This is a genomic window from Herbaspirillum sp. CAH-3, assembly GCF_009668275.1.
Taxonomy (GTDB): domain Bacteria; phylum Pseudomonadota; class Gammaproteobacteria; order Burkholderiales; family Burkholderiaceae_D; genus Herbaspirillum; species Herbaspirillum aquaticum.
In genome coordinates, this window is the sequence record NZ_VSWE01000003.1 from 109,914 (window position 1) to 123,161 (window position 13,248).

The following is a 13,248-nucleotide window of genomic DNA, read 5'->3' on the forward strand; positions in this document are numbered from 1 at the left end:
TTGCAAAGACGATGCGCCGCCGCTGCCTGCATGAGCGGGCAGGGTGGCGCCAGGAGAACGCGATGCTGCTGTTGTCGGCACTGATCAGCGGATTCGGACTGGGCAGCATGTACGGTCTGATGGCGCTGGGTTTTTACATGACGTATGCCGTCTCCGGCACCGTCAATTTTGCACAGGGCAGCTCCATGATGCTGGGCGCCGTGCTGTGCTTCACCTTCGCCCAGACGCTGGGTTGGCCGATGTGGCTGGCCATCGTGCTGGCGCTGGCCGCCTGCGCGCTCTACGGCATGCTGGTGGAGGTGCTGGCCGTGCGCCCCTTCGCGCGCCAGGGCTCCAATGCCTGGCTGATGTCCACCGTGGCGCTGGGCATCGTGCTGGACAACCTGGTCATGCATACCTTCGGCAAGGAGCCGCGCAGCCTGCCTTCGCCGCTGGCGCAGTCCTCCATCGAACTGGGCGGCATGGGCCTGGGCGTGTATCCGCTGCACTTGCTGATCCCGGCCATCGGCCTGGCGCTGGCCGCGCTCTTGCACACGATCTCGCGCCGCACGCGCTGGGGCACGGCCCTGCTGGCGGTGGTGCAGAACCGTGATGCGGCGCGCCTGATGGGCATCCCCATCACGCGCGCCATCGCGGTGGCCTTCGCGCTCTCGACGCTGCTGGCCGGTGTGGCCGGCGTGCTCATTGCGCCGCTCTTCAACGTCAATGCCGACATGGGCACGCTGTTTGGCCTCAAGGCCTTTGCGGTGGCCATCCTCGGCGGCATCACCAGCGCCTGGGGCGTGATGATCGCGGGCCTGCTGTTCGGCATGGCCGAGGCGCTCATCACGGCCACGCTCGGTTCCGGCTACACCCAGATCATCACCTTCGCGCTGGTGATCGCGGTGCTGGCCATTCGTCCCAACGGCCTGTTCGGCCGCGCACAGGTGAAAAAGGTATGAATCGTTTACCCCATTCCATCGCCCGCAGCCTGCAGGCGGCGGCGCGGCCCGCAGTGGCCCCCGCGGCAGACAAGATCAAGCTCGGCCTGGGCACCCCCGCTGCGCTGGCGTTTTCTGCCGTGGGCCTGATCGCGGCCATGACGCTGGCCCTGTCGATCAACAGCTATTATGTCTTCGTGCTGGCCGGCATCGCGCTGGTGGCCATCGTCGGCATCGGGCTCAATGTGCTCATCGGGCTGACCGGCCAGGTCTCCTTCGGCCATGTCGGCTTCTACGCCGTCGGTGCCTACACGGTGGCCATCCTCACCACCAAGGCGCAACTCTCATTCTGGCTGGCCTGGCCGCTGGCGGCCGTGGTGGCCGGTGCGCTGGGGGTGCTGCTGGCCTTGCCGGCGCTGCGGGTGAAGGGGCCGTACCTGGCGATGATCACGATTGCCTTCAGCTTCATCATCCAGCACGCCATCATCGAACTGCGCGACCTGACCGGCGGCCAGAACGGCATCATGGGCCTGGCGGCACCTGCCTTCCTGGGTTTGCAGGCGGAGCGTGCGATCGCGGTGCTGGGGCTGATCACGGCCGCCGTCGTGCTGGCCGCCTACTGCTGGCTCTCGCGCGGCAGCTGGGGCGCAGCCATGCGTGCGGTGCGCGACAGCGAGACGGCCGCCGAATCCATTGGCTTGAATCCGCTGGTCATCAAGACCGTGGCCTTCGCGCTCTCGGCGGCGCTGGCCGGTCTCGCGGGTGGTCTCTTCGCGCCGCTCTCCACCTTCGTCACACCGGATACCTTCAGCTTCATGCAGTCCATCCTGTTCGTGCTGGTGGTGGTGCTGGGGGGCTCGGGCTCCATCCTCGGTCCGGTGATCGGCGCCGTGATCGTGGGGGCCTTGCCGGAACTGCTCTCCAGCCTGGAGGACTATCGCCTTCTCTTCTTCGGTGCCTTGCTGCTGCTGGTGCTGTGGGTGGCCCCCGATGGCGTGACCGGCCTGGCAGGCAAGCTGGCGTCACGCCTGCGCAAGCCGGTCGATAGCGTCCCCGATGCCGCCCTGCAAGAGGATGCGGAAGAAGTCGCGCTGCCGGTGCGCGCACGCCACACGCTCGCCGCCGACGGCCTGACCATGGTGTTCGGTGGCGTGCGGGCCGTCAGCGATTTAGGTTTCGAGGTCCCGGGCGGCGCGGTCACCAGTCTCATCGGTCCCAATGGCGCGGGCAAGACCACGGCGCTGAACATGCTCTCCGGTTTCTATCGTCCCAGCGCCGGCCAGTTCATGTTGGGCCAGACGCCGCTGGCAGGGCTGGCCGCCTTCCGCATCGCGCGCCACGGCGTGGCGCGTACCTACCAGACCTCGCAATTGTTCGGCAGCCTCACGGTGGCCGACAACGTGGCGCTGGCCTGCGGCCGCGGCCGCCTGGGTGGCCTGCTCTCGGCGCGGGGCTTCGTCTCCGGCGAGGTGCGTGCGCGTTGCCGCCACCTGCTCGACTTCTGCGGCTATCGCGGTGCGCTCGATATCCCCAGCGCCGACCTGGCCCACGTCGATCGCCGCCTGGTGGAAATCGCTCGCGCGCTGGCGGCCGATCCCGATGTGCTGCTACTCGACGAACCTGCCGCCGGCCTCTCGCGCGAAGACAAGACCATGCTCGCGCAGCTGCTGACCAGGATCGCCGATGCCGGCATCAGTGTGGTGGTGGTCGAGCACGACATGGAACTGGTCATGCAGATCTCGCGCCGCATCGTCGTGCTCGATGCCGGCCAGCGACTGGCCATCGGCACACCGCAGGAAGTGCAGAACGATCCGGCGGTGCGCAAGGCTTATCTCGGCGAGGGCACGCAGCAGGCCGTGGCGGCCGTGCGCGCTGCCGTCAGCGGCGCCGACGAATTGCTGGGCGTGGGTGAGCTGGTCACCGGCTATGGTGCCGAACCGGTCCTGCATGGCATCAACCTGCAGGTGCGGCAAGGCGAGATGATTGCGCTGCTGGGCGCCAACGGCGCCGGCAAGTCCACCCTGATGCGGTCGCTGGCCGGGCTGCATCGGCCTGTCCAAGGCGGTATCCACGCCGGTGGCGTGAACCTGATGCACCTGCGCGCCGAACAGATCGTGCGCCAGGGCGTGGTGCTGGTGCCGGAAGGGCGGCAGGTGTTTCCGGAGTTGTCGGTGCTGGACAATATCCGACTCGGTGCTTTCCTCTATCCGCAGGATGTGGAGGCCCGCGTGGAAGAGATGCTGGGCCGTTTCCCGCGCTTGCGCGAGCGCCTGCATCACCGTGCCGGGCTGCTCTCCGGTGGCGAGCAGCAGATGCTGGCCATCGCGCGCGGCCTGATGTCGCGTCCGCGCGTGCTGTTGCTGGACGAGCCATCGCTGGGCCTGGCCCCCAAGGTGATCGCCGAATTGTTTGCCGCCCTCGATCAACTGCGCCGCGAAAACATGACCATCGTGCTGGTCGACCAGATGGCCGCATTGGCCCTGTCGCTGGCCGACCGCGCCTACGTCATCGAAGCGGGACGCGTGGTGGCGCAAGGCACGGCGGCCGAGATCGCTGCCAATGATGCGCTGGCCAAGGCCTATCTCGGCGCGCACTGACGCCGGGTCACTGCAAGGATTGAACATGGAATCGACCCAGCCTTACGCCATCAACCTGCCCGACGTGGTGGACGAAGTGCGCCGCGCTTTTGAACGCTACGAAGTGGCCCTCACCACCAACCAGGTCGAGGTGCTCGATGAACTGTTCCTGGACAGTCCCCAGACGGTGCGCTACGGCGCCACCGAGAACCTGGTGGGCACCGAGGCCATCCGCGCCTTCCGCCAGGGACGTTCACCGAAGAACCTCATGCGCAAGCTGCGTGCTACCGTCATCACCACCTATGGCCAGGACTATGCCGTGGCCGATACCGAATTCACCCGCGAGGGCGAGGCGCGCATCGGCCGCCAGAGCCATACCTGGCTGCGTTGTCCGCAAGGCTGGCGCATCGTGGCCGCGCACGTCTCATGGATGGATGCGCCCAAGGCGCCGGCCTCCTGAAAGCCTGGCCATCCGCAGGTATCATCCTCGCAGCAGTTTTTTCATCTCGACAAGAACATCAGGAGTCAGCCATGTTGTACAGCAAGACCTGTCTGGGCGGAATGGTCACCGCTCCCCATCACCTGGCCGCGCAGGCGGGCGCGCAGATCCTGCGCGAGGGTGGCAATGCGGTCGAAGCGATGGTCGCGGCCGCGGCTACCATCGCCGTGGTCTATCCACACATGAACGGCATCGGCGGCGATGGCTTCTGGGTCATCAGCGAACCCGGCCAGGAGCCGGTGGCCATCCGCGCCTGCGGTCCCTCGGCGGCGCTGGCGACCAAGGATTTCTATGCGCAGCACGGCCACAGCGCCGTGCCCACGCGCGGGCCCCATGCGGCGCTGACGGTGGCCGGTGCGGTCGGTGGCTGGGCAGCAGCGCTGGACCATGCGCGCCGCTTCGGCCGTGCGCTGCCCTTGCCGGTGCTGCTGGCCGATGCCATCCGCCATGCAAAGAACGGCGTGCCCGTCACCCGCTCGCAACATGAGCTCACCCGCGACAAATGGAGCGAGCTCAAAGACCAGCCCGGCTTTGCCGCCACCTATGCCGCCGACGGCATCCCGGCCCAGGGCAAGGTGCTGAAACAGTCAGCCCTGGCCGAGAGCCTGTCGCGCCTGGCCGAGGCCGGACTCGATGATTTCTATCGCGGCGACCTCGCGCAACGCCTTGCTGCAGGCCTGGAAGCGGCCGGCAGCCCCTTGCGCCGCGGCGACCTGGAGGCCTTCCGCGCCCAGGTGGTCAAACCGCTGATGGTGCAGTTAACGTCAGGCCGCGTCTACAACCTGCCACCGCCGACACAGGGTGTCTCGGCCCTGATGATCATCGGCCTGTTCGACCGGCTCGGCATCGCGCAGGCGGAAGGCTTCGAACACATCCACGGCCTGGTGGAGGCCACCAAGCGCGCCTTCATCCTGCGCAACCAGCACGTCACCGATCCCGCCCACATGAGCGTGGATGCCGCGCACTGGCTGCTGGCCGAGGCGCTGGACCAGGAGGCCCAACAGATCGACATGCAGCGCGCCGCGCCCTGGCCGCATCCGGCCAAGCCTGGCGACACCATCTGGATGGGTGCCGCCGACGCGCAAGGCCGCGTGGTGAGCTACATCCAGAGCATCTTCTGGGAGTTCGGCAGCGGCGTGGTCGTGCCCGACACCGGCATCGTGTGGCAGAACCGTGGCGCCAGCTTCACGCTGGATGACGGTGCCAACCAGCTGCAGCCGGGCAAGCTGCCCTTCCATACGCTGAACCCCTCGCTGGCACGGCTCAACGATGGCCGCACCCTGGCCTACGGCACCATGGGCGGGGAAGGGCAGCCGCAGACGCAGGCAGCGGTCTTCACGCGTCATGTGCTGTTCGGGCAAAACCTGCAGGCGGCTGTCAGTGCGCCGCGCTGGCTGCTGGGCCGCACATGGGGCGATGTTTCCACCAACCTGAAGGTCGAAGGTCGGGTACCGGCGGCCACCATCGAGGCTTTGCGCAATGCCGGCCATGAAGTGCAGGTGGTGGAGGACTACACCGACATGATGGGTCACGCCGGCGCCGTGTGCGTGCATCCGGATGGCCTGATCGAAGGGGCTACCGATCCGCGTGCCGATGGCGTTTGTGCCGGCGTCTGAGCACCAGCCCTGCCAATCCGCATTGCCTTTCCCTGCGCAGCCGGCACTGCCGGCTTGCCTGTCACCTTTGACGCAGGGCAGATCCTCACCAAGACTCGCCCTCCGTTGTCTTTTTGCATTTCCCGTTTGACAGGAAATGACGCTTATTGCGCTCTTTTACCGCGTTTGTCTCGGGTTTGAATCGCGAGGATTGGTGAGTTTTTTGCCGTAGAAAAAAATTCTCGAAGTTTTTCGGGAAATGCGATGAAAAACCATAGCTGTTCTGGCAAGATGCCGTAAACCTATGCGGTTCACAGGGGAGCCGTCATGCATCAAGCCGCGTCGCAATTTTGTCTGAATTGAACAAGAATAAAGCCCCATCCCCGCCCAATCTGTCTTCACTGATTACGCTGGGGGTGGTCATTACCGTGCTCATCACGACCGTGTCGGTACTGATCCTGGTGGATCAGTTCACCCGCGGTTATGCGCGTTCGGAAAGCGAAACGCGCATGAAGCAGCTGGCCTGGCAGATGCAGGACGCGCTGGAGCGCGGCATGCGGGAGCGCGAAATCGACCTGCGCCTGCTGGTGCAGCGGCCGTCGGTGCGTGCCGGCCGCGACTTGCCGCGGGTGCGCCGGGTCTTCAACGAACTGCAGGCCAATGTGCCGCATTACGCCTGGATCGGCCTGGCCAATCCGGAGGGCACCGTGATGGTGGCCACCAATGGCCTGCTCGAAGGCGCCAGCGTAGCCCAGCGTCCCTGGTTCCAGGAAGGCAGCAAGGGCGAATACGCTGCCGATTTCCATCCGGCCGTGCTGCTGGCGCAGAAGCTCCCGCCGCAATCCAATCCCTGGCGTTTCGTCGACCTGTCGGCCCCGGTGCATGACCTGGACGGCCATTACCTCGGGGTGGTCGGCCTGCACCTGTCCTGGTCGTGGGCGCGCGACATCGCCGCCAAGCTGCTGGACCCGGCCGGCAATCGTTATGACGTCGAGGTCATCATCGTGCGCGATGATGGCACCGTCATCCTCGGCCCCAAGGGCATGGAAGAGACCAAGCTCGACACGCCCAGCGTGCGCGCCGCGCAGGCGGCCGACAACGGTGGTTCGCTCATCGAGACCGGACCCGATGGCCGCCGCTACGTCAGCGGCTACGCCCGCACGGGCGTCAAGGGCGGCATGAAGCTGCACTGGAGCGTGATCGTGCGCCAGCCCGAGACGGTGGCCCTGGCAGCCTTCCGCGACCTGGAAAAGCGCGTCATCGTGGTGGGTGCGCTCTCCGGCGTGGTCCTGGTGCTGCTGGCCATCCTGCTCACGCGGCGCCTGGTGGGGCCCATCAATGCCTTGTCGGCGGCACTGGAACTGCGTGCGGCCGGCCGACCCGACGTGCCTATCCCCCAGATCAACAGCTACCGCGAAATCCAGCTGCTCTCCTCGACCCTGGTCAACATGGTCGAGCGCGAAGAGACCTACCTGCGCGAAGTGCGCTCCCTCAACGAGAGCCTGGAGCAGCGCGTGGCCGAGCGCACCAGCCGCCTGCACGAGACCGCCAGCGCCCTGCAGGAAGCACTGGACCAGCAGCAGGCCAACCAGATCCAGCTGGAAGAAAGCGCGGCCGAACTGCGCGCCATCCTGGAAAACGCCCAGGATGCCTTCATCGCCGCCGACGAGCACGGCCACGTGGTCGAGTGGAACCGCCAGGCCGAGCTGCTGCTGGGCTGGCCGCGCGACCAGGTGATGGGCCGCGACATGGCCGAACTGATCATCCCGCCCGACATGCGCGGCGCCCACAATCGCGGCATGGCGCAGTTCCTCAAGGATGGCACCAGCGTGGTCATCAACAACCGCATCGAGCTGCAGGCCCTGCATCACGACGGCCACGAGCTGCCCATCGAGATCACGGTAGGCCATGTCAAGCGCCAGAGCGGCCACCTGTTCATCGCCTTCCTGCACGACATCACCGAGCGCCTGGCCTTCCGCGACCAGATGCGCGAACTGGCCCTGACCGACGTGCTGACCAGCCTGCCCAACCGCCGTGCCTTCAGCGACCGCCTGCCCGAAGGCATGATGCGGGCGCGCCGAGCCGACCAGTTGCTGGCCCTGTTCTTCATGGACATCGACGGCTTCAAGGGGGTCAATGACCGCTATGGCCACGAAGCAGGCGATGAGCTGCTCATCGAGTTCGCGCGCCGCCTGCAGCGTTCGGTGCGCGATGTCGATACCGTGGCGCGCCTGGCCGGTGACGAGTTCGTGGTGATCCTGGAGAACCTGCAGACCCAGGAAGATGCCGTGATGGTGGCCGAGAAGATCCTGGTGACCATCCGCGAACCCTTCCAGCTGACGCACTCCACCGTCAACATCTCCAGCAGTATCGGCGTGGCCGTCTACCAGCCCAACCTGGATGGCGAAGTCGGCCCCGAGGAACTGCTGTCCATGGCCGACAAGGCCATGTACGCCGCCAAGCGCCTGGGCAAGAACCGCGTTGAACTGGGGCGCGCAGGCGACGCCTGATCCGCCGGGCGCAATCCCGCCCGGCTTTTTCCTTTCCGTTTTCCTTTCCTTTTTTCTTCCTCTGCCGCTGCGTCATTGCTGACGAGGCGCACCGTCTCATTTACGGTTTGTTTACGCTCCCGCGCCAAACATTTACCGGGATTTGATACGGCTTTCCCTATCGTTCGACTGTCTCGTTTTCCGTCCCTGGAAGCGAACAACAACGTCAACAATGGAGTGGGAAATGTTGCAAACGGATTTTCTCTACATAGGCATGCTGCTCGTCTGCGGCCTCTCGATGTGGGGCTTCATCGCCCTGTGCAGCCGTCTGGAACGGCAGGAAGGGGAGAAGAAATGAACCTCATGACCCTGCTGGGGCTGGTGGTCTCCATCGCCCTCCTGCTGTACCTGGTCTACGCCCTGATCAAGCCGGAGGATTTCTGACATGGACAGCAACAATTATCTCCAGCTCGGCCTCTACCTGGCCGTCCTGCTGGTGCTCTCCCTGCCGCTGGGCTGGTACATGGCCCGCGTGATGGAAGGCAAGTCGCGCGTGAACCGGCTCTTCGGCGGCGTCGAGCGCGTCTTCTATCGCCTCTGCGGCATCAGCCGCGAGCACGAGATGGACTGGAAGCAGTACGCCATCGCGGCCGTGCTGTTCAATTTCCTGGGCCTGATCGTGGTCTACCTGCTGCAACGCGTGCAGCAATGGCTGCCGCTGAACCCGGCCGCACTGGCCAACGTCAGCCCGGATTCGTCCTTCAACACGGCGCTCAGTTTCGTCACCAACACCAACTGGCAGGGCTATGCGGGTGAAGCCACCATGAGCTACCTGACCCAGATGGCTGCACTGGCGGTGCAGAACTTCCTCTCGGCCGCCACCGGGATCGCGATTGCCTTCGCCCTGATCCGCGGCTTTGCCCGCCACAGCAGCAAGGGCATCGGCAACTTCTGGGTCGACATGACCCGCAGCACGCTCTACGTGCTGCTGCCGCTGTCGGTGGTGTTCGCGCTGGTGCTGGTGCAGCAGGGCAGTATCCAGAACTTCCGTTCCTACCAGGACGTGAAGACGCTGGAAGTAACCCACTACACCGTGCCCAAGCTGGATGCTGCAGGCCAGCCCCTGAAGGATGCAAAGGGCGAACCGGTGACCGAAGCGCAAAGCACCGACAAGCAGACCTTGCCCATGGGGCCGGTGGCGTCCCAGGAAGCCATCAAGATGATCGGTACCAACGGTGGTGGCTTCTTCAACGCCAACTCGGCGCACCCGTATGAGAACCCGACGCCGCTGACCAACTTCCTGCAGATGCTGGCCATCCTCATCATCCCGGCCGCCCTCTGTACCAGTTTCGGTGTGCTGGTTGGCGACCGTCGCCAGGGCTGGGCCATCCTGGCCTCGATGACACTCCTGTTCGTGGTGTTGACGCTGGTGTTGATGGTTGCGGAGTCGCAACCCAACCCGATGCTGGCCTCGCTGCACGCTTCCGGTCCCGGCATGATGGAAGGCAAGGAAACCCGCTTCGGCATCCCGGCCTCGGCGCTGTTCGCCTCCGTCACCACGGCCGCCTCCTGCGGTGCCGTCAATGCCATGCATGACTCGCTCTCGCCGCTGGGTGGACTGGTGCCGATGCTGCAGATGCAGCTGGGTGAAGTGGTCTTCGGCGGGGTGGGTTCGGGCCTGTACGGCATGCTGATCTTTGCGGTGCTGGCGGTGTTCATCGCGGGCCTGATGATCGGCCGCACGCCCGAATACCTGGGCAAGAAGATCGGCGTGTTCGACATGAAGATGATGTCCATCGCCATCCTCATGACCCCGGCGCTGGTGCTCATCTTCACGGCGATCTCGGTGATGGTCGAAGCGGGCCTGGCCGGTATCGCCAACCCGGGGGCGCACGGTTTCTCGGAAATCCTCTACGCCTTCAGTTCGGCCGCCAACAACAACGGCAGTGCCTTCGCCGGGCTCTCGGCCAACACGCCGTACTACAACATCACCACCGGCCTCTGCACCTGGCTGGGCCGCTTCGGCATCATCGTGCCGGTGCTGGCCATGGCCGGTTCGCTGGCCGGCAAGAAGCGCCTGGCCGCTACCTCCGGCACCCTGCCCACGCACGGCCCGCTGTTCGTGGCGCTGCTGATCGGTGCGGTGATCCTGGTCGGTGCCCTGACCTATGTGCCGGCGCTGGCGCTGGGACCGGTGGTCGAGCACCTGCAGATGATGGCGATGTAAATGATTGGATGGATTCTGCCGGGCGCTGCGCCCGGCAGAGCAACCCGCAACGGATACCCTTATGACTACCCCTTCCAGCAATACTCCGGCTGCCAGCACCCAAGCCGTGCCGGCCGATGCCCTTCCTTCCGCCGCGCAGACTGCGCGCTGGATGTTCGATCCCAAGATCGTCAAGCCGGCCCTGGCCGATTCCTTCCGCAAGCTGTCGCCGCGCGTGCAATGGCGCAATCCGGTGATGTTCGTGGTCTACCTCGGCAGCATCCTGACCACGCTGCTGTTCATCCAGGCCGTCACCGGCAAGGGTGAGGCCCCGGCTGGCTTCATCTTCGCCATTGCTGCCTGGCTGTGGTTCACGGTGCTCTTTGCCAACTTCGCCGAAGCGCTGGCCGAAGGCCGCAGCAAGGCGCAAGCCGCTGCCCTGCGCGGCGTCAAGAAGAGCGTGATGGCCAAGAAGCTGCGCAGCAGCGACCAGACACGCGGCGGCGTAGCTGCGGCCGCCGCCCAGCGTGAAGTCGTCGAAGGCGGCAGCCTGCGCAAGGGTGACCTGGTGCTCATCGAAGCAGGCGATACGGTGCCCGCCGATGGTGACGTCATCGAAGGCGTGGCCACTGTCGACGAGAGCGCCATCACCGGCGAATCGGCGCCGGTGATCCGCGAATCCGGCGGCGACTTCTCGGCCGTCACCGGCGGCACGCGCGTGCTGTCGGACTGGATCGTGGTGCGTGTGTCGGTCAATCCGGGCGAAGCCTTCCTGGACCGCATGATCGCCATGGTCGAAGGCGCCCGCCGCCAGAAGACTCCCAACGAACTGGCGCTGACCCTGCTGCTGGTGGCGCTGACGCTGGTGTTCCTGCTGGTGACGGTGACCTTGCTGCCGTTCTCGATCTTCTCGGTCACCGCCGCCGGTGCCGGTTCGCCGGTCACGGTGACGGCGTTGATCGCCCTGCTGGTATGCCTCATCCCGACCACCATTGGCGGCCTGCTATCGGCCATCGGCGTGGCCGGCATGAGCCGCATGATGCAGGCCAACGTGATTGCCACCTCCGGCCGTGCGGTGGAAGCTGCCGGTGACGTCGACGTACTGCTGCTGGACAAGACCGGCACCATCACCCTGGGCAACCGCCAGGCCGCCGCCTTCATGCCGGCTCCCGGCGTGGCCGAGCGCGAATTGGCCGACGTCGCCCAACTGGCCTCGCTGGCCGATGAAACGCCGGAAGGCCGCAGCATCGTGGTGCTGGCCAAGAACCGTTTCAACCTGCGCGAACGCGAGATGGCCAACCTGGGCGCGGAGTTCATTCCCTTCTCGGCGCAGACCCGTGTCTCGGGCATCGACATCGGCACGCGCCGCATCCGCAAGGGCGCAGCCGACGCCATCCGCAAGCTGGTGCGTTCGGCCGACCAGCGCCTGCCGGCCCAGGTGGAAAGCGATGTGGAAGCCATTGCCCGCCGTGGCGGCACGCCGCTGGTGGTGATCGAATGGAACAACGAGGCGGCCGTGATCAACCAGGGCGCACCGATCCGTATCCTCGGTACGGTGGAGTTGAAGGACATCGTCAAGGGCGGCATCAAGGAACGCTTCGGCGAACTGCGCCGCATGGGCATCAAGACCGTCATGATCACCGGCGACAACCGCCTGACGGCCGCGGCCATCGCCGCCGAAGCCGGGGTCGATGACTTCCTCGCCGAAGCCACGCCGGAACAGAAGCTGGCCCTGATCCGCCAGCACCAGGCCGAAGGCAAGCTGGTGGCCATGACCGGCGACGGCACCAATGACGCCCCGGCGCTGGCCCAGGCCGACGTGGCCGTGGCCATGAACAGCGGCACCCAGGCGGCCAAGGAAGCCGGCAACATGGTCGACCTCGACTCCAATCCGACCAAGCTGATCGAGATCGTCGAGATCGGCAAGCAGATGCTGATGACACGCGGCAGTCTCACCACCTTCAGCATCGCCAATGACGTGGCCAAGTACTTCGCCATCATTCCGGCCATGTTCGTGGCCAGCTATCCGCAGCTGGGCACGCTCAACGTGATGCATCTGTCCAGTCCCGATTCGGCCATCATGTCGGCGGTGATCTTCAATGCGCTGGTGATCGTGGGACTGATCCCGCTGGCCCTGCGTGGCGTGCGCTATCGCGCCCTGGGCGCGGCCGTGCTCCTGCGCCGCAACCTGCTGATCTATGGCGTCGGTGGCCTGGTGGTGCCGTTCGTGGGCATCAAGCTGATCGACCTGCTGCTCACCGCCTTCGGCCTGGTCTGAACCTGATTACGACTCTCAAGGAAAGTCACATGAAAACCTCGACTCCCCATCCGCTGCGTCCGGCCATCACGCTCTTCCTCCTGTTGGGTGTGCTGCTGGGCGGCCTGTATCCGCTCCTGGTGACCACGCTGGCACAGGCCTTCTTCCCGCAGCAGGCCAATGGCAGCCTGATCGAACGGCAAGGCCAGGTGGTCGGTTCGGAACTGATCGGCCAGAACTTCACCAGCCCGGCCTACTTCTGGGGCCGTCCTTCGGCGGCCGGTACCTTCCCCAACAATGGCATGGCCTCCGGCGGCAGCAACCTGGGACCAACCAACCCGGCCTTGAAGCAAGCCGCTGAAGACCGCGCCAAGGCCTTGCAGGAAGCCGACCCCGACAACAAGGGGGCGATTCCCATCGACCTGCTGACGGCCTCGGCCAGCGGCCTGGATCCGCAGATCAGCCCGGCTGCTGCCGAGTACCAGGCCGGGCGCGTGGCCCGTGCGCGCGGCATCACCCTGGAGCAGGTGCGTGCCCTGGTGCGCGTCAACAGCGAGGCGCCGCAATGGGGCCTGTTCGGGGAACCGCGCGTCAATGTGCTCAAGCTGAACCTGGCGCTGGATGCGGCGGCGCCCTTGCCCAAGGCGGACGCGGTCAAGTAATCCCCTGCTGCCTGCAGCATGGCCGGTGGTACGCAACCCGCGTG

Annotated in this window: 9 protein-coding genes; all 9 read left to right on the plus strand. The window is 65.8% G+C overall.

All coding sequences use genetic code 11. From position 1 onward, the window contains the following. The first annotated feature begins 62 nt into the window (after nucleotides 1-62). The 9 genes from FYB76_RS04930 (at nucleotide 63) to kdpC (ending at nucleotide 13,204) form a co-directional block, all read left to right on the plus strand. The gene (locus FYB76_RS04930; RefSeq protein ID WP_088755662.1) at nucleotides 63-941 is read left to right on the plus strand and encodes a branched-chain amino acid ABC transporter permease; all 879 of its coding nucleotides are present in this window, start codon (nucleotides 63-65) and stop codon (nucleotides 939-941) included. Next, nucleotides 938-3,517: a branched-chain amino acid ABC transporter ATP-binding protein/permease gene (locus FYB76_RS04935; protein ID WP_154132870.1), complete on the plus strand. Its 2,580-nt coding sequence runs from the start codon at nucleotides 938-940 to the stop codon at nucleotides 3,515-3,517. Before FYB76_RS04930 ends, FYB76_RS04935 begins: the two co-directional genes overlap by 4 nt. A 25-nt stretch (nucleotides 3,518-3,542) precedes the next feature. After that, nucleotides 3,543-3,956, plus strand: a complete 414-nt coding sequence (gene hpxZ, locus FYB76_RS04940; protein ID WP_088755660.1) for an oxalurate catabolism protein HpxZ — start codon at nucleotides 3,543-3,545, stop codon at nucleotides 3,954-3,956. A gap of 71 nt (nucleotides 3,957-4,027) precedes the next feature. Beyond that, nucleotides 4,028-5,611, plus strand: coding sequence for a gamma-glutamyltransferase family protein (locus FYB76_RS04945; protein WP_154132871.1), 1,584 nt, complete (start codon nucleotides 4,028-4,030; stop codon nucleotides 5,609-5,611). A 338-nt stretch (nucleotides 5,612-5,949) separates the two neighbouring features. After that, a complete protein-coding gene (locus FYB76_RS04950) occupies nucleotides 5,950-8,100 on the plus strand; it encodes a diguanylate cyclase domain-containing protein (RefSeq protein WP_229296877.1) in 2,151 nt (716 codons plus the stop codon). Between the two features lie 333 nt (nucleotides 8,101-8,433). Then, nucleotides 8,434-8,523: a K(+)-transporting ATPase subunit F gene (gene kdpF, locus FYB76_RS04955; RefSeq protein WP_088755657.1), complete on the plus strand. Its 90-nt coding sequence runs from the start codon at nucleotides 8,434-8,436 to the stop codon at nucleotides 8,521-8,523. A gap of 1 nt (nucleotide 8,524) precedes the next feature. Next, nucleotides 8,525-10,306, plus strand: a complete 1,782-nt coding sequence (gene kdpA / locus FYB76_RS04960) for a potassium-transporting ATPase subunit KdpA (RefSeq protein WP_154132872.1) — start codon at nucleotides 8,525-8,527, stop codon at nucleotides 10,304-10,306. 61 nt (nucleotides 10,307-10,367) lie between these two features. Then, the gene (gene kdpB / locus FYB76_RS04965) at nucleotides 10,368-12,563 is read left to right on the plus strand and encodes a potassium-transporting ATPase subunit KdpB (RefSeq protein WP_154132873.1); all 2,196 of its coding nucleotides are present in this window, start codon (nucleotides 10,368-10,370) and stop codon (nucleotides 12,561-12,563) included. Between the two features lie 29 nt (nucleotides 12,564-12,592). Continuing rightward, entirely contained in the window at nucleotides 12,593-13,204 is a 612-nt protein-coding gene (gene kdpC / locus FYB76_RS04970) for a potassium-transporting ATPase subunit KdpC (RefSeq protein ID WP_154132874.1), read from the plus strand. Nucleotides 13,205-13,248 lie beyond the last annotated feature (44 nt).